Source organism: Methanolobus sediminis (genome assembly GCF_031312595.1).
Classification (GTDB): domain Archaea; phylum Halobacteriota; class Methanosarcinia; order Methanosarcinales; family Methanosarcinaceae; genus Methanolobus; species Methanolobus sediminis.
Genome location: NZ_CP133592.1, coordinates 2,062,412 through 2,081,520 on the forward strand (window position 1 = coordinate 2,062,412; position 19,109 = coordinate 2,081,520).

25 protein-coding genes are annotated in these 19,109 nt (G+C 41.7%); 15 read left to right on the forward strand and 10 right to left on the reverse strand.

All coding sequences use genetic code 11. The features are described from left to right. The first annotated feature begins 2 nt into the window (after window positions 1-2). The 15 genes from RE474_RS10230 (at window position 3) to fpoO (ending at window position 11,541) form a co-directional block, all read left to right on the forward strand. The gene (locus RE474_RS10230; RefSeq protein WP_309310272.1) at window positions 3-419 is read left to right on the forward strand and encodes a DUF22 domain-containing protein; all 417 of its coding nucleotides are present in this window, start codon (window positions 3-5) and stop codon (window positions 417-419) included. Window positions 420-430: 11 nt separating this feature from the next. Further along, window positions 431-937 (forward strand): hypothetical protein, encoded by a 507-nt coding sequence (locus RE474_RS10235; protein WP_309310273.1) that lies wholly within the window; start codon window positions 431-433, stop codon window positions 935-937. Window positions 938-1,316: 379 nt separating this feature from the next. Then, window positions 1,317-1,709 carry a F420H2 dehydrogenase subunit FpoA gene (fpoA, locus tag RE474_RS10240; protein ID WP_309310274.1) on the forward strand — a complete coding sequence of 131 codons (393 nt, stop codon included), beginning with the start codon at window positions 1,317-1,319 and terminating at the stop codon, window positions 1,707-1,709. Between the two features lie 62 nt (window positions 1,710-1,771). Beyond that, window positions 1,772-2,257, forward strand: coding sequence for an NADH-quinone oxidoreductase subunit B (locus tag RE474_RS10245; protein ID WP_438861592.1), 486 nt, complete (start codon window positions 1,772-1,774; stop codon window positions 2,255-2,257). Window positions 2,258-2,267: 10 nt separating this feature from the next. Beyond that, window positions 2,268-2,744 carry a F420H2 dehydrogenase subunit FpoC gene (gene fpoC / locus RE474_RS10250; RefSeq protein ID WP_309310276.1) on the forward strand — a complete coding sequence of 159 codons (477 nt, stop codon included), beginning with the start codon at window positions 2,268-2,270 and terminating at the stop codon, window positions 2,742-2,744. A 9-nt stretch (window positions 2,745-2,753) separates the two neighbouring features. Next, window positions 2,754-3,878, forward strand: coding sequence for a F420H2 dehydrogenase subunit FpoD (gene fpoD, locus RE474_RS10255; protein WP_309310277.1), 1,125 nt, complete (start codon window positions 2,754-2,756; stop codon window positions 3,876-3,878). Window positions 3,879-3,880: 2 nt separating this feature from the next. After that, complete coding sequence (gene fpoH / locus RE474_RS10260; RefSeq protein WP_438861575.1) at window positions 3,881-4,915, forward strand: F420H2 dehydrogenase subunit FpoH; 1,035 nt, start codon at window positions 3,881-3,883, stop codon at window positions 4,913-4,915. Window position 4,916: 1 nt separating this feature from the next. Further along, the gene (fpoI, locus tag RE474_RS10265) at window positions 4,917-5,360 is read left to right on the forward strand and encodes a F420H2 dehydrogenase subunit FpoI (RefSeq protein ID WP_309310278.1); all 444 of its coding nucleotides are present in this window, start codon (window positions 4,917-4,919) and stop codon (window positions 5,358-5,360) included. Beyond that, the gene (locus RE474_RS10270) at window positions 5,345-5,623 is read left to right on the forward strand and encodes an NADH-quinone oxidoreductase subunit J (protein ID WP_309310279.1); all 279 of its coding nucleotides are present in this window, start codon (window positions 5,345-5,347) and stop codon (window positions 5,621-5,623) included. The genes fpoI and RE474_RS10270 overlap by 16 nt, the downstream gene beginning before the upstream one ends. Further along, the gene (fpoJ, locus tag RE474_RS10275) at window positions 5,613-5,921 is read left to right on the forward strand and encodes a F420H2 dehydrogenase subunit FpoJ (RefSeq protein WP_309310280.1); all 309 of its coding nucleotides are present in this window, start codon (window positions 5,613-5,615) and stop codon (window positions 5,919-5,921) included. Before RE474_RS10270 ends, fpoJ begins: the two co-directional genes overlap by 11 nt. After that, window positions 5,918-6,220 carry a F420H2 dehydrogenase subunit FpoK gene (gene fpoK / locus RE474_RS10280; RefSeq protein ID WP_309310281.1) on the forward strand — a complete coding sequence of 101 codons (303 nt, stop codon included), beginning with the start codon at window positions 5,918-5,920 and terminating at the stop codon, window positions 6,218-6,220. Before fpoJ ends, fpoK begins: the two co-directional genes overlap by 4 nt. A gap of 2 nt (window positions 6,221-6,222) precedes the next feature. After that, window positions 6,223-8,235 (forward strand): F420H2 dehydrogenase subunit FpoL, encoded by a 2,013-nt coding sequence (gene fpoL / locus RE474_RS10285; RefSeq protein WP_309310282.1) that lies wholly within the window; start codon window positions 6,223-6,225, stop codon window positions 8,233-8,235. Continuing rightward, window positions 8,235-9,722, forward strand: a complete 1,488-nt coding sequence (gene fpoM / locus RE474_RS10290; protein WP_309310283.1) for a F(420)H(2) dehydrogenase subunit M — start codon at window positions 8,235-8,237, stop codon at window positions 9,720-9,722. The genes fpoL and fpoM overlap by 1 nt, the downstream gene beginning before the upstream one ends. Window positions 9,723-9,725: 3 nt before the next feature. Next, window positions 9,726-11,177, forward strand: coding sequence for a F(420)H(2) dehydrogenase subunit N (fpoN, locus tag RE474_RS10295; RefSeq protein ID WP_438861576.1), 1,452 nt, complete (start codon window positions 9,726-9,728; stop codon window positions 11,175-11,177). 1 nt (window position 11,178) lies between these two features. After that, window positions 11,179-11,541 (forward strand): F420H2 dehydrogenase subunit FpoO, encoded by a 363-nt coding sequence (gene fpoO / locus RE474_RS10300; RefSeq protein ID WP_309310284.1) that lies wholly within the window; start codon window positions 11,179-11,181, stop codon window positions 11,539-11,541. Between the two features lie 89 nt (window positions 11,542-11,630). Here fpoO and RE474_RS10305 read toward each other — a convergent pair whose 3' ends face one another. The 10 genes from RE474_RS10305 to RE474_RS10350 all read right to left on the reverse strand — a co-directional run bounded on the left by RE474_RS10305 (window position 11,631) and on the right by RE474_RS10350 (window position 19,108). Continuing rightward, window positions 11,631-12,911 (reverse strand): GntP family permease, encoded by a 1,281-nt coding sequence (locus tag RE474_RS10305; protein WP_309310285.1) that lies wholly within the window; start codon window positions 12,909-12,911, stop codon window positions 11,631-11,633. Window positions 12,912-12,968: 57 nt separating this feature from the next. Then, window positions 12,969-13,574 carry a hypothetical protein gene (locus RE474_RS10310; RefSeq protein WP_309310286.1) on the reverse strand — a complete coding sequence of 202 codons (606 nt, stop codon included), beginning with the start codon at window positions 13,572-13,574 and terminating at the stop codon, window positions 12,969-12,971. A gap of 10 nt (window positions 13,575-13,584) precedes the next feature. Next, window positions 13,585-14,211, reverse strand: coding sequence for a hypothetical protein (locus tag RE474_RS10315; RefSeq protein ID WP_309310287.1), 627 nt, complete (start codon window positions 14,209-14,211; stop codon window positions 13,585-13,587). A 113-nt stretch (window positions 14,212-14,324) separates the two neighbouring features. Next, window positions 14,325-14,768: a hypothetical protein gene (locus RE474_RS10320; protein ID WP_309310288.1), complete on the reverse strand. Its 444-nt coding sequence runs from the start codon at window positions 14,766-14,768 to the stop codon at window positions 14,325-14,327. A gap of 37 nt (window positions 14,769-14,805) precedes the next feature. Beyond that, window positions 14,806-15,432, reverse strand: coding sequence for a chemotaxis protein CheC (locus RE474_RS10325; RefSeq protein WP_309310289.1), 627 nt, complete (start codon window positions 15,430-15,432; stop codon window positions 14,806-14,808). Continuing rightward, entirely contained in the window at window positions 15,432-16,463 is a 1,032-nt protein-coding gene (locus tag RE474_RS10330) for an MATE family efflux transporter (RefSeq protein WP_309310290.1), read from the reverse strand. The genes RE474_RS10325 and RE474_RS10330 overlap by 1 nt, the downstream gene beginning before the upstream one ends. Before the next feature lie 51 nt (window positions 16,464-16,514). Next, window positions 16,515-16,988 carry a chemotaxis protein CheD gene (locus RE474_RS10335; protein ID WP_309310291.1) on the reverse strand — a complete coding sequence of 158 codons (474 nt, stop codon included), beginning with the start codon at window positions 16,986-16,988 and terminating at the stop codon, window positions 16,515-16,517. Window positions 16,989-16,990: 2 nt separating this feature from the next. Continuing rightward, entirely contained in the window at window positions 16,991-17,599 is a 609-nt protein-coding gene (locus RE474_RS10340) for a chemotaxis protein CheC (protein WP_309310292.1), read from the reverse strand. A gap of 14 nt (window positions 17,600-17,613) precedes the next feature. Continuing rightward, window positions 17,614-18,228, reverse strand: a complete 615-nt coding sequence (locus RE474_RS10345) for a chemotaxis protein CheC (protein ID WP_309310293.1) — start codon at window positions 18,226-18,228, stop codon at window positions 17,614-17,616. 55 nt (window positions 18,229-18,283) lie between these two features. Next, window positions 18,284-19,108, reverse strand: a complete 825-nt coding sequence (locus RE474_RS10350; RefSeq protein ID WP_309310294.1) for a CheR family methyltransferase — start codon at window positions 19,106-19,108, stop codon at window positions 18,284-18,286. Window position 19,109 lies beyond the last annotated feature (1 nt).

Here is a 19,109-nt window from a genome sequence, read left to right on the forward strand (position 1 = left end):
TTATGAAGAAAGAAGTGATCCAGGTAGTTTCAAGGGATAATGGGGAATTGACATCCAGGAAGGTTAAGGCTGCACCTTACGAGTTTACCATTGCAACTCGCGCAAAATGGGAAATGGTAATATCTGATGAGGATGTGGAGATCCGTGCAGGCGAATTCAAGAAGGTCAATGTAAAAGAGATATATCTGGATCCTGATATGGTAGCACTTCCATGTACTTTTTCACACCATGCAGTTGTTTCTCTGATCAAGGTCGGTGCAAAAGGTGGCGCTAAACCTGTGGATAGTGAACGTGTCATTAATTCTGCCTATATTATTGGCCAGGAAAGTGGAAGGGTAAGGGAAGGTGATCTTCTTGCAGTCCTCAATATTTTCCCAATTATGTTCACACGTGAAGCAATGACACCACGTTCCCTCTGAGGGTTGATTACATGGAAACTTGTATGATATGTGGTGAATTGCAGGACTTCAAACATTTTGAAGGTTACAATATATGCACTACGTGTGCAGACATTATGGAAGACATTATGGGTGAGTACTTCCTTAGCACAATCTGGAAGCGTGAACCTAAAGCTCACGCTGCGTACTTGAATTATCTAAACAACACTACGAAATACATTTCTGATTACAAGAAGCTGGCGCAGAAATCAGGTCAGCACACCAGGGATGTCAGTGCAAAAGTACATGATGCATTGGAAAATGGTAATAGTCATCCGTCAAAGAAGCGCTATTTTGAGCATATGCAGAAAGTACTTGACTGGTTGGAGGCAACTCCTCACTTTTACCATTATTATTTCAAAGATTACTATGTTTGTCCGGAATGTGGTGCATCCATTTTTGATAAATACACGCGAAGGGACGTTGGTGATTGGATGGTTATTTCCTGTTCAGAGTGCGACACGGTAATTAAGAAATATTTCTCCTTCAAAAGTGTTTAACATAAATGTATGCGAACGAATCGGATAATTGTAATTCATAAGACTTGACTAAATCCAAAATGATGCTGTGTCTGCGGAAGTTACTAAAGTTATTTGTTCTCAGGCGCAGTTTCTTTTCTTATATGTACAGATTAACCGGAGTTCCTACTCTCTTTCCTATTATAGTTTTTGGCCGGGTTTCAGCCTGCGGTATTTTAATTAAGACAATTTAAATATGATGAATTATTATCAATTATTAGAACTCTATCTATTGAAAAATATATCGACAGATATTGTTTGTCTATATGCACATGTTTAGTAGTTATTTGTATAATCACTCGCACGAAGGTGTTTTATACAAATAGTCTATGTATCATTATAACTTTCAGGAGAATATATTATGTCAGGAATAATCGATATTAGTAACATAGCCAATAGTTACATACCGGTTGCGATAATTCTCATTGTGGCATTAGTGATGCCTCCCATGACAATGCTTATCATTAAATTGTTAAGTCCGAGGAGTAAGGCATCAGCAAAGTACACGACATATGAGGCTGGTTCCTTACCAATAGGAAATGCCAGAATTCAATTCAATGTTGAGTATTATCTTTATGCCATTGCTTTTGTTCTCTTTGATATTGAAGTCCTTTTCCTTTATCCCTGGGCTACGATTTTCAAGGGACATGGTATTGATTTTATAGCAACTGTCGAAATGCTTGTCTTTATTTTTATTGTATTGTTTGGCTACGTTTATCTGATCAAGAAGGAGGCTCTTAAATGGATAAAATAGAGCAGACGAATGTCGAACAAGATGCTGTTCTGGATGTTGGATATACTGACGTTCCGGGAACAATGCTTACCGACTCAAATGCTATCGCTGATTTCATTAAGAAAACAAAGATTCAGGATGTTCTTAACTGGGGACGTAAGAATTCATTATGGTTCATGGTAAATGCAATGGGTTGCTGTGGTGTTGAGCTGCTTGCTACTGGTATGGCTCACTACGATACTGACCGTTTTGGTATCATCCCACGTAACTCCCCAAGGCATGCTGATGTAATGATCATCAGTGGTTATGTGACAAAGAAATACCTGCCAGCTCTGAAAAGGATATGGGATCAGATGCCTGCACCTAAATGGGTAATATGCTTTGGAGATTGTGCTATCAGCGGTGGTCCTTTCTATGAGTCATATAGTACCCATCAGAATGTAGATGATGTCTTCCCGGTAGATGTTTTTGTTCCTGGATGTCCTCCAAGATGTGAAGCTCTTATTCAGGGTTTTGTTGAGCTTCAGAAAAAGATCGAAGCAAAGAAGGACAAAGGTACTGATTACTGAGGTGAAAAAAATGGACGCTAATTCTATTATCTCTTCACTTACAGGCAAGTTCCCTGAAGACATCTTCGATGCAAATATCGAATCTGAGATCAGGATCGTTGCCAAAGTGAAGCCGGAAAATGTAGTGGAAGTTTGCCGCTACCTCAAGGAAGACCTTTCTTTCGGACACCTCTGCTGTGAATTCGGAGTAGACTATCCGGACAGGAATGAGATCGAAGTAATATACGTAATAGGTTCCTACGAACACCCGGTCGTCCTGACCATGAAGGCGATCCTTCCAAGGGACAACCCGGAGGTCGAATCTGTGGTGCCTGTTTACTGGAATGCTAACTGGTACGAAAGAGAAACGTACGAACTGTTTGGTGTGAAGTACCTTAACCACCCCGACCTTAAACCTCTTGTACTTCCAAAAGAGATGCTCGGTGAGTGGCCACTGCGTAAGGATTACAAAGGCTTCCCCAACAAGACAGCAAGGAATTTGGTGTGAGGGTTAATTATGGATGAAACAGTTGGACCTTCTGAAATGATAGTACACCTTGGCCCACAGCACCCCATGATGCCAGGACCATTCAGGCTGAATGCAAAACTTAGGGGTGAGACCGTTGTGGACTCTGAGGTCGAGATGGGCTGGATCCACAAAGGAATTGAAAAGATCCTTGAAAGCAAAACATACCTTCAGGGCATTACTATTGTTGACAGGATATGCTACCTTGCAGCAATGACCAACGAAGAGGCTTATGTTGGTAGTGTTGAGAAGCTTGCAGGTATCGAAGTGCCTGAAAGAGCACAGTATATCCGTGTAATTATGGAAGAACTTTCCAGATTACAGAGCCACCTGCTCGGTATGGGAGAATATGCTTCTTTTGTAGGATTTGTAAGTATGTTCATGTATACCATCAGGGACAGGGAAGATGTGATGTCTCTTATTGACTCCGTTACCGGAGCACGTGTCACACACAGTTTCCTGCGTTATGGTGGTGTAAAGGACGACCTTCCAGACGGATTCAAGGATGATGTAAAATATGTCTTTGGAAACCTGAGAAAGGCTATTGATAATTATGAAGAACTGTACAGGACCGATGCTATCTACAAGGCAAGAACAAAGGGTATAGGAGTTCTTACAGCAGATGTTGCAAAGGATCTTGGTGTATCAGGACCACCACTCAGGGCGACAGGTGTTGCTTTCGATATTCGTAAGGATGAACCTTACCTCGTCTACAATGACCTTGATTTCAAGGTATGCACACAGACTGATGGTGACGTTTTCGCAAGAATCCAGGTACGTCTGGATGAAATGCGCGAAAGTATGTACATTATCGAGCAGTGTCTTGACCAGATTCCATCAGGACCACTCTTCCCGGAGGGAACTCCATATGGAAAGAGGTCACCTGTAATGAGAGTTCCAGCCGGAGAGGTATTCCACCGTGTGGAGGACCCAAGAGGAGAAATGGGATTCTATATGGTATCCGATGGTTCAGATAAACCATACCGTGTAAAGATAAGAGGACCTGTGTACCCAACACTTCAGACCCTGCCACCACTTCTTCAAGGAGTACCAGTTGCAGATATTGTGGCAATTGCCGGTAGTATGGACACATGTACCAGTGAGGTTGACAGGTGATCATGATGATGGATATAGAAGCAATAATCTATAACCCGATCCTGAGGGGTATCTTTGGATTGTGCATCATGGGTGCAGTTTTCGGTGGTGCCTGTGTAGCTGTCTGGTTTGAGCGTAAACTCTCTGCAGATGTTCAGCAGAGGTACGGTCCTATGAGAGTAGGTCCACACGGATTACTTCAGCTTGTTGCAGATGCTATCAAGCTGTTCACGAAAGAAGATATCATACCAAAGAATGCTGACAAATTGTTATTCACATCAGCACCGATCCTTCTTATGGGATCAGTTTTCCTGATGCTTGTTGCAATGCCTTTTGGTGCTATCATTATAGATGGTCAGAGTTATGTGCTCGCTGCAACAGAGATGGATATAAGTATCCTTTATATTGAAGCAATGTCTGCAATCTCAATTATCGGTATTTTCATGGTTGCATACAGTGCTAACAACAAGTTCTCTGTTCTCGGAGCTTTCAGGAACTTTGCACGTATGATTGGATATGAAGTTCCTCTCGGTATCTGTGTTGTGAGTGTTGCTATCATGGCAGGTTCACTGAACATAGTAGAGATCGCTGAGGCTCAGAGCCCTCTCTGGTTCATAATAATGCAGCCTCTTGGAGCTATTGTATTCTTCATTGCTCTTATGGCTGATATGGGTCGTCTTCCTTTTGACCAGAACGAGTCCGAGGAAGAACTCATTGCAGGTTGGATGACCGAGTACACAAGTATGAGATTCGGTTACTGTTTCTTTGCAGAATATATTCACCTGATCCTTGGTTCAATGCTTGTTGTACTATTGTTCCTTGGTGGATGGAATCTCCCTGCATTCCTGACTAATATCACAATCCTTGGTATAATCCTCCCAACTGCTTTCTTCCTGTTGAAGGTGGCACTGGTGATTCTCTTTATCATCATGATCAGATGGGCTGTTCCAAGGTACAGGATCGATCAGGTAGTAGACCTGAGCTGGAAAAAACTTCTGCCATTGGCCCTCCTTAACCTTGGATGGGTAATTGCACTTGGTCTGCTGGGGGTATACTAAAATGGTTATTAAAAATATCATAACAGCAGTAAAGAACATTTATTTCGGCCCTCCTGTTACAAGAATGTGTCCGGAAGAACCAACAAAACTTTCAGACAGGTTCAGAGGCTTACAAGTACTGGATAAAACGAAATGTATAGGCTGTGGAATATGTGCCAACACATGTCCCAACAATTGTATCAAGATCGTCAGGGCACGTATCAATCCTGACAGTAACAAGCAGAGATGGTTCCCTTCGATTGACATAGGTCACTGTCTGTTCTGTGGTCTTTGTATCAGTCAGTGTCCAAAGGATGCACTGGAAAGTTCAAAGGTATACCTGACAGGTGTAATCCGCTGGAACCATGAGGATCTTCTCTTTACACCGGACATGCTGGCAAGGGAAGTTGACATTAATGCTGAAGAAGAAGCTGGTGAAGAGGTGAGCAGATGGACGCCACAATAGGCTCAATAATTGAATTGATCGTCTTTGCGATCCTTGCTCTTGTATCGATAGTGTTCGCAATATTTGTAGTAACAGCTAAAGACGTAGTCAGAGCAGCCATTGCACTTGTAGTAACAATGTTCATTGTTGCAGCTTTCTATATACTGCTCAATGCTCAGTTCCTTGGAGTAGTCCAGGTACTTGTATACATTGGTGCAGTCGGTGTACTGATACTGTTCGCTGTAATGCTTACTAAGAAGGAGTTTGGTACAGATGCTGAATAAAGAAATATCATTTACAGCAATGGATGTTATCACATCTGTGTATAACTACCTTAAACCACGAATACTTGGAATGATCATCGCAGCTCTGTTCCTGGCAGTGATTATTGTGTCAGTTGCCTTTACAAGCTGGCCGATAATGGATCAGCTTCCACAGGATATTGCTGACCAGAGTAACATCCAGGGTATCGGAATGATGATTTTCACTGATTTCGTGGTTCCGTTCGAAATACTATCAATCATATTGTTGTCCGCATTGATGGGTGCCATCTACATGGCAAAAGGAGATGATAACAAATGATACCAATTGTACTTTATCTTGCTCTTGCAGCAATTATCTTCTCTATAGGTCTCTATGGAATCATGACACAGCGTAGTGGTATTCGTATTCTCATGTGTGTGGAACTCATGCTTAACTCTGCAAACATTAACCTTGTAGCATTTTCAAGCTATCACCATGATCTTACTGGACAGGTATTTGCACTGTTCTCCATTGCACTTGCAGCATGTGAAGCAGCAGTCGGCTTTGCTATACTCATGGCCCTTTACAGAATGAAGGATACGATCAGCCTTGACCATATTAACGTACTGAGGTGGTAAAAATGGCAGTCGAAAATCTTGCATTCTTAATACCAGTTCTGCCTGCACTGGCCTTTGTGCTTACATTCTTCCTTGGGAAGAAACTGCCAACCGGCGGTGCAATAATTCCAATAGCAGCTATTGCTACATCATTCGTAATTTCACTATTAATTACATTGAACCTGCTTGCAAATCCTGAAGAAGTTGTGAGCCAGTCATACAGCTGGTTTGCCATGCTCAACATAGGTATCCTTGTTGACCCACTGGCAGCAGTCATGCTTACGATGGTTACATTCGTAAGTCTGCTTATCCACATTTATTCAACAGGTTACATGTCACACGACAAGGCACCTTCCAGGTACTTTGCCGAGACAGCACTGTTTACAGCTTCAATGCTTGGTCTGATTCTTTCAGACAACATCCTCCAGCTCTTTATTTGCTGGGAACTTGTAGGTGTCTGTTCATATCTTCTCATTGGATTCTGGTTCCAGAAACCATCCGCTGCAACAGCAGCAAAGAAGGCTTTCCTGACAACCAGGATTGGTGACGTAATGTTCCTTACAGGTATTATTGTCCTGTTCTCAGACCTTTACAAGATATTCAACGGTACCATCCCTGATGGTGTCTTTATACTCAGATTCGACGAGATCTTCGCACACATTTCTGATATTGCAGCAATTAATGCAAACATCTTTGGAATGGAAGTCAGCCACATCACTCTGATAACACTCCTGTTCTTCGGTGGTGCTGTTGGTAAGTCAGGTCAGTTCCCACTTCATGTGTGGCTCCCTGATGCAATGGAAGGTCCAACAACCGTTTCTGCTCTCATACACGCAGCAACAATGGTTACAGCCGGTGTCTATCTGGTTGCAAGAACATTCCCAATGTTCATCGCAGCTCCTGACTCACTCATGGTTGTAGCATATGTAGGTGCTTTCACTGCATTGTTTGCAGGAACAATGGGTATTGTCATGAACGACCTTAAGCGTGTACTCGCATACTCCACCATAAGTCAGCTCGGTTACATGATGCTTGGACTTGGTGTTGGTGCAGCAGTAGGATCTGAAGCAGTAGGTATTGCTCTTTTCCACCTGATCAACCACGCATTCTTCAAGGCTCTTCTCTTCCTGTGTGCTGGTAGTGTTATTCACGCAGTTGGTACACATGATATGAGACAGCTTGGAGGAGTCGCAAAGGTAATGCCAATTACAGCAATTACAATGATCATTGCTTCACTGGCGCTTACCGGAATGGGTATTCCAGGTACATCCATAGGTACAAGCGGTTTCTTCAGTAAGGATGCAATCATAGAGAGTGCATACCTCTTCGGAGAAACAACAGGATCATGGATACCATATTTACTTTCAATTGCAGCAGCTCTACTGACTTCTATCTATATCTTCAGGCTTATCTTCATGACATTCTATGGTAAGCCACGCACAGATTATGGAGGCCACGAGTCCCCTGCATCAATGACAATCCCACTATCAATACTTGCACTGTTTGCACTGGTCTTCGGTGGACTTACATCCAAGACATTCAATACATTTGTAAGCGAGACATTTGTGAACAATTTCGTAAACATGGATATTTCAAGTCTGGCAACACTTGGTGGTTATCACCTTGCAGAACATGCTGGTGAAGAGCCAATACTTATACTCTGGCTACCACTCATCATGGCACTTGCAGGTCTTGTAATTACATTCCTGATCTACGGACTTCAGATTGTCAACATGGACAGCATTGTTTCAAGAAACAACCCAATTTACAAACTCCTGTACAACAGGTACTACCAGAACGCTATATTCACCAACTTTGTCTCAGTCAAGATAATCTACGAAGGCTTTGCCTTTGCAGGACGTGCAGTTGACAGAGGATTTGACTGGATTGTCAAATGGTTCAGCGACGTTACACTGGAAGCAGGTGAATCACTGCGTCAGTTCCAGACAGGAGCAGTACAGAATTACGCCACAGCAGTAATAACCGGAGTAAGTCTTCTGATTATTCTTGTTAAAGTGGTAATGGAGGTACTCTAATGATGCCGATACTTTCAATGATCGTGCTGATACCTCTGATATTCGCAGCACTTGCATTATTCACAAAAACAAAGGAACAGGCAAGAGTAATAGCACTTGCCGGTACTGTTATTGTACTGTTACTTACAGTATACATGTACTTTAACTTCGACAGCACTATAGCAGATAACCAATTCGAGGAACTTGCACAGTGGGTACCATCACTTGGAATTACCTACCACCTCGGTGTTGATGGAATCGCAATGCCATTGATTCTTCTCAATGCAATTGTACTTCCACTTCTCGTTCTCTTCACATGGAACGATGACAGGAAATCACCAAACAAGTTCTACGCACTTATACTCGCAACAGAGGGTGCAGTAATCGGTGTATTCACCGCACTGGACTTCTTCCTGTTCTACGTATTCTGGGAACTTACACTCATACCGCTCTTCTTCATGGTGAGCATATGGGGAGGACCCAATAAACATAAAGCAGCAATTAAGTTCTTTATCTATACTCATGTAGCTTCCCTTGTGATGCTGCTCGGTATATTCGGACTTTACTTTGCAGCATGGGATCTGACAGGAACACCAAGCCTTGATATACCATATCTGATTGGTCAGTTCCAGTTCATTGAATCTGGAATTGCAAAGGATATGATATTCCTTGCACTGCTCTTCGGTTTCATTGTAAAGATACCAAGTTTCCCATTCCACTCATGGCTTCCAGATGCATATACTGAGGCTCCAACAGCCGGAAGTGTGCTCTTTGTCATGCTCAAGATCGGTGGATATGGTCTCTTTAAGGTCATGCTTCCAATGTTGCCATTCACAGCATCACCAAACCTGATGATCACCATCATGGCAGTCCTTGGTTCCGTAAGTATACTCTATGGTGCATTCCTTGCACTCTCACAGAAGGACATGAAGAGAATGGTTGCATACTCCAGTGTAAGCCACATGGGCTACGTAACACTCGGTGCAGCCGGTCTGATATCACTCTCTGTATCAGGAGCAATGTTCCAGCAGTTTTCACACGGACTTATCATGAGCATTATGTTCATGTCATGTGGTGTTATCAACAACACAACAGGTACAAGGATAATGAACAATCTTGGTGGTCTTGCACAGAAAATGCCAAAGCTGGCAGTCATTATGGTACTGACATTTATGGCATCCCTTGGACTTCCAGGTCTCACTGGTTTCATTGCTGAAGTATCCGTACTTGCAGGAAGCTTTGTGAACCTGCCATCATATGTGATAATCGCAGTAATGGCCATTGTGATAACAGCAGCATATCACCTTTGGGCTCTCCAGAGGGCTATGTTTGGTGTCTATAATGAGAAACTTGGTACAGTAACGGATATCAATGTCTTCCAGACTTTTTCAATGGGAGTCATTGCAATACTCATAGTATACTTCGGACTTCATCCAACCCCGGTACTTGATATGATGATTACGAACTCTGATCACATAGTCAGCCTTATGGCTGCAATGGGGGTGTAAATTATGGATATAATGTTATTAGCACCTGAAATTGTCATTGCAGTTACTGGACTGGCAGTATTGCTTATCGGACTGTTCCTTCCAACAGACTCAAAGAAAGTTCTTGGCTATCTGGCATCACTTGGTGTCCTTGTAGCACTTGGACTGACGATCTCAAGTCTTGGAACAGAAGCAACATTGTTCAATAACACTGTAACAATTGATGCCCTGTCCCAGTACTTCAAAATAGTCTTCCTTGTGGTTGCATTACTCTTTAGTATTGCAGGTATCAAGTATACTGAAGGTCACAGTCACACTGAGGAATTCTTTACTCTTGGACTGTTTGGAACAATCGGTATGATGTTCGTTGCATCAGCAAACGACCTTATGGTACTCTTCGTGGCATTCGAACTTGCAAGTCTTGCAACATACGCACTTGCAGGTTTTGAGAAGAAGAACGCCAAGTCACTGGAAGCAGCCATGAAGTACTTCATCATCGGTTCACTTTCAGCAGCACTTATGCTTCTTGGTATCTCATATGTCTACGGAGCAACCGGTACAACCAGCATCCCTGAAATTGCAGCAAATTCCGCTACACTTGTATCAAGTCCAATGGGAATTGTTGCAGTAGTTCTTCTGCTGGCAGGCTTCGGTTTCAAGATCGCTCTTGTACCATTCCACATGTGGGCACCTGATACATACCAGGGTTCACCATCAGTTGTATCAGCACTGCTTGCAGCAGGCTCAAAGAAGATGGGTATCGTAGCAGCTCTCAAGGTATTCGTGGTTGCACTCATCGCTCTAAAGGCAGACTGGCAGATCGCTTTTGCAATACTTGCAGTCATCACGATGACATACGGTAACGTTGTAGCCCTTAAACAGACAAGTGTCAAGAGAATGCTTGCATACTCCTCACTTGCACAGGCAGGTTACATTACAATGGCATTTGTGGTACTCACACCACTTGCACTCGGCGGTGGAATATTCTATGCACTGTCACACGGTTTCATGAAGGCAGGAGCTTTCATTGCAACAGCAGCTGTGACATACATGGTACTTTCAGAGAACAAGGATTCAGCTGACCCGGACCACATTGATAACTTCAGAGGTCTTGGAAAGAGAATGCCAATAACTGCTCTCTGTATGACAATATTTGTATTTGCTCTTGCAGGTATTCCTCTTACAGCAGGTTACATGAGCAAGTTCGTATTGTTCTCATCCACTATCCAGGCAGGCTTTGTGTGGCTTGCAGTAATTGCAATTCTTAACAGTGCAATTTCACTTGGCTACTATGCAAAGATTGTCAAGTACATGTACTTCCTGCCAACAGACGGCGATAAGGTCTCAGAACCATTCCCATACACCATTGCACTTATAGTTGCAGCAATCGGTGTACTTGCAATTGGTTTCTGGTCAGAGCCATTTGTCCACTGGGCAATGGAAGCAGCATCAGTACTGATTCCAGGAGGTATGTAAAATGACAGATTGTGATCTTTGCGGAGTTGGAATTCCAACAGTGGTTCCTGTCAGAGTATTCAAACCAAAGTACGAGCATTCATATCCTCACGGAATGTGGCAGGGACTTTGTGAAGGATGCCTCAATGCAGGTAAAAAAGCCCATGATGCACTGGCAGAGTCTCCTAGCTGCGGAACAGCAGGTGTATGTGATTTCTGCGGTGCAATTGCACAGTTGCACGATGTAACGATCAGCAGACCTTCATTCTCAAAAGGTGCTGACCCTGATACACTAGGCATCTGCAAGAAGTGTCTTGCTTCAATCAACGAAGCACACGAAGCATGGGAAAAGCAGAAGGCTGAAGACGAACACGCACATCATTAAATTTTAAAATAGAAGGCCGGCTTTGCCGGTCAGCTCTTTTCTTTTTTGGATTAATTTGTTTTCGAATTTATTTTGATCTTTTTTGTACTTTAGTAGAACAGCATGTATGCTACACCAGTGAGCATCAGACTTGTTACTCCCATCACAGCACCACCCAGTGTATAACTTTTCAGAACCTCTGAAGTCTCCAGTTCTGCCAGATCCTTATATATCCAGAAGAACGGGTCGTTGAAGTGTGAGATCAGAAATGTTCCTGATGCCATTGAAAAAAGTACTATCTCAGGTGGCAGACCAAGAACCGGTACAAGAGGTATCACAATAGAGGGTGCAACCAGCATTGTAACAACACGGGAACCCTGCACGCTCTGTATGGCAACTGCAATGAGGAATGGAACTAGAATGGCAGGCAAAGGCAGTTTTGAAAGAAGGGTTCCCATCTCCTGTCCGACTCCTGTCATTGAAAGTGTGGCACCCAGGGCGCCTCCTCCACACATGTCAAGGATGACCACACCGCTTCTTTTGATGGCTTTTTCCACCCATTCCCTGACAGAATTAAATGTGTATTGCCTGTAAGCAAAGAATATCGCCATGACAACTCCGATCAGCAATGCCATGTCAGGTTCACCCAGAATATCAAACAGAGCTATGTTTGTGAATACATCTGCAAAAATTAATGCAACAGGGATAGTAATAGGGAAGTAGGCAGCAATCCTGCCAGACAGATCATTAGTCTCAGTTTCTGTTTCAGTGTCAATTATAAAATCATCAATTTCTCCATTTTTACAGAATTTCATAGCATAGACGTATCCTGTAATAGAAACAATTAGTGCAATTATGATTCCGGGAATCAGTACATCGCTGGAATTTATTCCCAATTCATTGATAGCTGAATAAACAACTGGAGATGGATAAACATGATTATAGGATGCCAAAGTTCCAAAAACAAGTACTGATGCAGTGAGAACCTTTGGTAATCCTTCTCTGATTCTTATCTCTCTTGCAACCGGGATGAATATCACATAGGCAAGGATGCAGCACATAAGTGGAACCGCAAAGATGAAACCCAGGATATTCAGTCCGAAAAGTGGCTTTTTTGATATATTTATTATATCGTTGGCAATGAGTCTTGCACCACCGGTTCTGTGTATAATTAGGCCAATAATGCTGCCGGAAGCAATTATTATTGCAAAATGTGCGAAAACCTTTGCCATTCCGGTTGTGATTGTTTCTATCGTTGTAGATGCTTCACCTGCAAGTATTCCGGTGATGACAGATGTGAGAATAAGTCCTAGAAAAGGATGTAATCTAAGTTTTGCAGTGAGAATAAGGATTAGAAGTAAAGAAAAAATAAATATGAATATAGGTTCCATTAATAGAAAATCAGTTTTAGAGCAGTATATACTTTACTGCTCTAAAATGTTTCTTTCTTATTCTTCAACATAAAGAAGATACAGACAACTGTTCTCCCTCATTTCCATGAATCCCTGGGTTTCAGTGATTCCTGCTTTTTCAAGCAGGACCTTCTTCCATGATTCAGGAGGAAGAGCGATCTTTCCTGTGTATGCCTTTGCTGCGATCTGGGCATACTGAAGTGGTTTGCCACCGATCTTAATCCTCTTTGCAACTTCCTTGCGGTAAGTCTGGTGCATCATGCATGCACTGTGCGCAGCAGAAGGCTGTATTGTGTGATTATAATGATCGGTTGCTTCCATGTGAACCGGATTGAAGTTACCTATTCTCTTAATGTATTCCCTGATAGCCTTGGAGAAAGGACATACATTGGTAACAAAACCGTATTTGCTGATCTGTCCGATACTCTCAAATGATGAAAGTACGGATTCTCCGTTAGTAACAGCATTTGCAAAGTCATCCCATGTACGGTATTCTTCTTCAGGAACTGATTTAGCCAGTGATTCTGCCTGGCCGACCATGTAGTTGGTAAAACCTTCAACACCCTGCTTATCGGAAATATCCTCAAAGAACAGGAATACTGAAACATCAACAAAAGGATTTGATTCTATATTTTCAGCCATACTATCACCTTTAATCAATTATCTCCTCGCCCGCACTCTTACCTTTCACAATAAGAGCGAACACACAGGATGCATTTCGCAGAATACTCTTAATGTGTCTGTCATCCACATTTATTCTTGCAAGGTTTTCCTGTACCATTTTAACTTCGCCGGTCATTCCTTTATTTGCAAGATGCAGGCATTCAAGAGCCTGTTTTGCAACAGTAATATTATTAGCTGCAACTTCCCTGAATTTCTGGTGGGTAATGCAGTAATTAGAAACAGCTGAGTCTCTGACACGGTTGTTATAGCTGTCAGCCACATCAGTGTCAGAATCAGGAATAGGACCTATTCTGGAAATGTATCTTCCCATGGTAGGTGCCATAGGGCACACTTTTAAAGCATAGACGTATCCAATAACATCTCCATCCTTGTCAGTGATAGCGAGGTCAGTCTGGACATTTACATCACCTTCTACAGTAAGAGATGTCCTTCCGTCCTTCATTGCCACATTAAAGGCAGGCCATCCGACATATGCTTCTTTGCCCATCCTTTCTGCATAGCTCTCACCTACACGAAGCCAGTATTCTACGACACCTTCTGTTCCTGCTTTGCTGACCATGTCATCAACAAGCGAGTAAATTGCAATGTCCATCATAATTATAGGTCTCCTTTATCTATCGGGTCCGATTAGTTATATACTATATTTATATATTAATTGTTGTAATGGTTTTTATTCTTTGCCATAGAATTTATCTATATATATTAAAGTTATGTTATTTTAATCCATTTAAGCTCTGGTTTATCCGGATAAAGCTGTTCAGTTGTCGCATTATCTTCCTCAATAATATACTGAGCTTCATCTTCAGATTTCACAGCCATTTCAAAAGGTGTTTCACCGGCAACATCATATCTGAGAAAAAGTCTTCCATCCTCTATCATGATAAGCCTTACACTATCTTTTATCAGGGAATCTATTCCCAGTTCGTATCCTTTATGGCTCTCAGCCACCCATGTGCGGATCTCAGTCTCTGCCTTGTCAGGGGTATTTTTATCCGTTTTATTTCCACTGCCTGAAGTTTCTGTTCTGGCTGTCTGGAAATAGTCCTCATTCTCTGTTCTGACAAGAGAGTACAACATGCGTGAAAACGTGTTTTCCCTGTTTCGATCATCATTTCTTGATCGCTCCAGATGCTGTGTCCAGATATTTTTCATATAGTTCAACCGTAAAACCTAATTTGTAATTGTAAAATCATTTCAGCATTTCCTGAATGGAAGTTTGCATCCTGTCAAGCGATTCTTCTTCCAGCAGAAGGAACATATCTCCATAGATAGTACCGGCTCCTACATCCTTTTCAGATGAATATACCATAAACATCGTCTCCATGTTCAGTATTCCTTCCGGTTCTTTATGCATCTTATTGAGGCTCTTTTTCAGTATATCCTCAATATTGCCGATACTTATGTCTGGCACAGAATGCATGATTTTTAGATTAAGGAAAGATGAAAGGGAATTCAGATATGATCCTGCAATAATGTTTCCTGTTTCAAGAAGAGCAGACTCATAAATACTGGGGTCATCATCATGCTCGATAGTTTGCAACAGCAGGTTGCTCAGATAAACGGCATTTCCAAACTCGAACAGCAGCATTACAAGACCATTCAGATCACCATGGATGGGAATCATTATGCTGGTCATTGTGATAGAGTCCGGTATCATGTCGACAAGAGCAGCCGGCTCAAACAAACGTGCATCTGAAAGATTTAACTGCACTCTTTTCTCAATAAGCTTGGACAGGGAAGTAGTAGCATTTCCCATACCTATGCTGCCTATCTCCTTGAATGCATCAATCAGAAAATTGTCAAGTTGTCTGCTCATTAGAACTCAACCTTTTTTTCCTCGAGTATAACCTCTACATCCTGTTCCATAAAGAATTTCTCTCCTACATAGAACCGGATATATTCCTCTTTTCCGCCTTTTATAACACGGATCTTTGCATCCTTCTCTTCTGCAAGGTTCAGGAATAGACCTTCAAATCTGGAAACGGTCTGTGAGTCATGTGCATCCTTATTGATCAGACCTACCAGAAGTAACTGACTTGAAGAGAAACGTTCTACCATTTCAGACATAAATTCATAGGTTCTCTGTTCACCGTCTGTCAGGATCAGCTGGCTAATAGGTTCAAAGATAACAGCACAACCTTCAGGAAGCTTACTTGTAAGCTCAAAGAATTTCTCTATCTCATCTGCAGGCAATTTTACAATTCCATCTTCATTGGTGACATGCTTACTTGTGGATGAGATTTCTATGAATTTCATTGCGCCTATATCCATCAGATCTCCAATTTTCTCTTTGTACATTTCAGTACGTGGTTGTGTTGATACCAGAACAGTGTTCACCATTTCTCCGTAGAGACGAAGGCAGATTTCTATGACAGAATCCTCATATCGGGTCTTTGGTGTGTATTCAATAAGTGTAGACCTGCTGAGGAGTTTTGACATCTGCTCTACTTCCGGCATTTCTTCCATATTATCTTCGGATTCAACATGTTTTGTGAATACCATTCCCTCAATAAGGAAATCTCCAAGCTTTTCCCTCGGAATAGTCTTAAATGCCTGAAGCATCAAAAATCCGGCAGCGGCAAATACGCTGGTGTAGACAGCACTCCAGAAACCAAGGAACAGGAAGATCAGTTCAGTAATATCTTCATCCTGTGAACCGATAGCGATTGATGGGAATATTGAGGATGTGATAAGGAATATAGCTGTAAGTGCAAGAAGTAACCAGGCAATAGATCCTTTTTTTGTCTCAAAATATACTTTTACCCAGAAGTATATGGCTGCCAATCCACACGCTAACGCTATGGATACAAAAATTATGTGTGTTAATGTAATTTCCGGAGTTAACATCCTGCTGTCACCTATTATTCATCAATCTAATATATTATTAAGTTGTATATATTAATATACTTTTATACCTTTTAGTGCGCTTTTGACAGTAAGTTCTCCGTTTTCAGTGTCAAGCACAATGGTGCGTCCATAGTTCTTGCCGGTATCTTCAGCAATAATGGGTATTTTAAGTTGTTTCAAAGCATCCTTTGTAGCCGATACGTTCCTTTCTCCTATGTTGAGCTGGGTTTTTGAGTTAAATGAGAACATGCTTGCACCGCCTGCGATCTTAGCAGTGGTTCGGTGTTTATACGCACCTGTCTCCACCATCTCATCCAGAAGTGCAGAGATTCCTGTATCTGCAAACTTGGCAATATTGTCTTTTGCTCTTGCATTTTCTATGCTTGGAAGCATAATATGCACCATACCGCCAACGCCTGTGCTTTTGTCATACAGCGAAATTCCCACACAGGATCCCAGTCCAAGAGTGGTGAGTTTTGCGGGTTTTTTTGCAACAGCACTGTCAGCCATTCCCACTATTATCATGTTTATCTCGTACGCATTTCTTCTATCTTGTCGATAACAGATTGCAAAGAATTTGTATCCAGAAGCATGTACATATCACCGCTCAGACTATGGTACTCATCTTCACCTTTAATCTCAAACAAGGTTGTCAGGCCGAAGATGTGTTCTATTTTTCCACTCATGTGTTTTTTTGATTTTTCGAATATCTCATCATTAGTGCCCTCAGATATGACAGGAATCGAAGGTATGATCGAAAGGTTCAGAAACTTGGAGAGTGCGTTATAATAACTGCCAGCGAGGATATTTGCAACTTCTATGAATGCGGATTTTTTCATATAATTGTCTTCAGTAATATCCTTAAGAAGCATATCAGCCAGAACTTCCGAATGATTCTTTCCAAGGATAAGTATGAATCCGCCGTTCATATCTCCCATAACTCTTACTATGGCGCCTATTTTCTCTGAATTCAGTTTCTCAGAAATATCCTGGGCTTTGAGCAATGTAAGGGATGAACTACTGACCTGTATGGACTTGTCTACAAGTTGTGAGAGTGCGGTTGTTGCATTTCCCATTCCGATATTTCCCACTTCATTTAATGCATCGTAATAGAACTTATCAAGTACTATGTTCATTCATTTCTCTCCTGTCAGATCATCTTTTCAATACGGTCAATTATTGTGTCCATGGAATCAGGGTCAAACATTGTAAGGAAGAATCCATCTGTTCTGTTTCCCTGAATTATGAACAAAGTGTCAAAAAGAAGTGCGTACTTAACTTTCTGACTCATTTCTATTAATATCTGGTCAATTACGGCACCAAGCATGTCAAAAGTCTGCATGGGCGTGGAAATTTTGATATTCAGGCCCAAAAAATCAGATAGTGAGCTAACATAAGACCCTGCCAGAATATGCCCTACTTCTTCAAGGAGTGATTGATTAAAAGGTGTAAGTATATCCGCCTTCTCTTCATGAGTAATGATCCCACAGATTGTCTGAGCTGCTTCTTCAGGAAGCATCATCATAATGTATCCATCAACATCGCCGGTTACTTGCATTATCACGCCTGAAACAACATTATCTGCACCTCCAAGAACCTCAGGAACATTCTCAATAAGTTCCACTTTGAAATCAGGAACCTCAATCTTCACTTCCGTTTCAATCATTTTGGAAAGCGAGGTTACAGCGTTTCCAACACCAATGTTCACAATTTCCCTTAGGGCGCTTATCTGCAACTCGCTCAGGCTTGATATCTTATGTTTCATTTGTAAACTCCATGATTACGTTTTGCCCATGTAATTTCATGATTCTATTTGCATGTCATTTCTGGTAGATTCTCTCTCTGGAATTGTAGGGTTTGAATTTGTCCTTTGATGGTCCTATCAGTGTCTCGGTCTTACCCATTACAAAGAAACCATCTTTTCCAAGTGCATTGTAAAAATCCAGGTATAGCTGTTCTTGCAACTCTTTCTGGAAATAAATAGTAACATTCCTGCAGAATACGGCATCAAAGCCACTCATTTTCGGTCCTGATATCAGATCCTGTTTTTTGAACTGTGTAATCTTCTTGAGTTCATTTGAAATTATGTACTTATTTCCATCCTTGGTGAAGTACTTATTAAGAAAAGCAGGTCTTACATCCTTCATTTCTGCATCGGAATATATGCCGTTCTGAGCCTTTAAGAGACTCTCTTTATCGATATCAGTTCCAGTTATCTTTATGTTATATTTACTAAAATCATTGCCAAGTAAATGATTTAATAACATGGCTATGGAATATGCTTCTACGCCAATGGAACATCCGGCACTCCATATCCTTATTGAACGCAGGCCACTGTTCTTTGCTTTTATTATTGTTGGCAGTACTTCTTTCTCTACAATATCATACACTTCCGGATTTCTAAAGAAATTCGTAACATTTACGGTCAGTGTTTCCATGAGTTCAGGATACTCATTCTTATCACTTTGCAGCAGTTCCACATACTCTTTGTAAGTATTGACATTTGTTGCACGTAATCTGACATCGATTCTTCTCTTGAAGTGCGAGTCTTTGTACTGGTTTGAATTGAATCCAAGGTTTTTCTGGATCAGGTTCTTCAATATTTCATAATATTCATCTTCGTTTTTCCCAACAGTTTTAAGCATG

Coding starts and splice junctions, on each gene's coding strand:
- RE474_RS10230 (WP_309310272.1), top strand. CDS start 3: ATGAAGAAAGAAGTGATCCAGGTAGTTTCAAGGGATAATGGGGAATTG.
- RE474_RS10235 (WP_309310273.1), top strand. CDS start 431: ATGGAAACTTGTATGATATGTGGTGAATTGCAGGACTTCAAACATTTT.
- fpoA (WP_309310274.1), top strand. CDS start 1,317: ATGTCAGGAATAATCGATATTAGTAACATAGCCAATAGTTACATACCG.
- RE474_RS10245 (WP_438861592.1), top strand. CDS start 1,772: ATGCTTACCGACTCAAATGCTATCGCTGATTTCATTAAGAAAACAAAG.
- fpoC (WP_309310276.1), top strand. CDS start 2,268: ATGGACGCTAATTCTATTATCTCTTCACTTACAGGCAAGTTCCCTGAA.
- fpoD (WP_309310277.1), top strand. CDS start 2,754: ATGGATGAAACAGTTGGACCTTCTGAAATGATAGTACACCTTGGCCCA.
- fpoH (WP_438861575.1), top strand. CDS start 3,881: ATGATGATGGATATAGAAGCAATAATCTATAACCCGATCCTGAGGGGT.
- fpoI (WP_309310278.1), top strand. CDS start 4,917: ATGGTTATTAAAAATATCATAACAGCAGTAAAGAACATTTATTTCGGC.
- RE474_RS10270 (WP_309310279.1), top strand. CDS start 5,345: ATGGACGCCACAATAGGCTCAATAATTGAATTGATCGTCTTTGCGATC.
- fpoJ (WP_309310280.1), top strand. CDS start 5,613: ATGCTGAATAAAGAAATATCATTTACAGCAATGGATGTTATCACATCT.
- fpoK (WP_309310281.1), top strand. CDS start 5,918: ATGATACCAATTGTACTTTATCTTGCTCTTGCAGCAATTATCTTCTCT.
- fpoL (WP_309310282.1), top strand. CDS start 6,223: ATGGCAGTCGAAAATCTTGCATTCTTAATACCAGTTCTGCCTGCACTG.
- fpoM (WP_309310283.1), top strand. CDS start 8,235: ATGATGCCGATACTTTCAATGATCGTGCTGATACCTCTGATATTCGCA.
- fpoN (WP_438861576.1), top strand. CDS start 9,726: ATGGATATAATGTTATTAGCACCTGAAATTGTCATTGCAGTTACTGGA.
- fpoO (WP_309310284.1), top strand. CDS start 11,179: ATGACAGATTGTGATCTTTGCGGAGTTGGAATTCCAACAGTGGTTCCT.
- RE474_RS10305 (WP_309310285.1), bottom strand. CDS start 12,911: ATGGAACCTATATTCATATTTATTTTTTCTTTACTTCTAATCCTTATT.
- RE474_RS10310 (WP_309310286.1), bottom strand. CDS start 13,574: ATGGCTGAAAATATAGAATCAAATCCTTTTGTTGATGTTTCAGTATTC.
- RE474_RS10315 (WP_309310287.1), bottom strand. CDS start 14,211: ATGATGGACATTGCAATTTACTCGCTTGTTGATGACATGGTCAGCAAA.
- RE474_RS10320 (WP_309310288.1), bottom strand. CDS start 14,768: ATGAAAAATATCTGGACACAGCATCTGGAGCGATCAAGAAATGATGAT.
- RE474_RS10325 (WP_309310289.1), bottom strand. CDS start 15,432: ATGAGCAGACAACTTGACAATTTTCTGATTGATGCATTCAAGGAGATA.
- RE474_RS10330 (WP_309310290.1), bottom strand. CDS start 16,463: ATGTTAACTCCGGAAATTACATTAACACACATAATTTTTGTATCCATA.
- RE474_RS10335 (WP_309310291.1), bottom strand. CDS start 16,988: ATGATAATAGTGGGAATGGCTGACAGTGCTGTTGCAAAAAAACCCGCA.
- RE474_RS10340 (WP_309310292.1), bottom strand. CDS start 17,599: ATGAACATAGTACTTGATAAGTTCTATTACGATGCATTAAATGAAGTG.
- RE474_RS10345 (WP_309310293.1), bottom strand. CDS start 18,228: ATGAAACATAAGATATCAAGCCTGAGCGAGTTGCAGATAAGCGCCCTA.
- RE474_RS10350 (WP_309310294.1), bottom strand. CDS start 19,108: ATGCTTAAAACTGTTGGGAAAAACGAAGATGAATATTATGAAATATTG.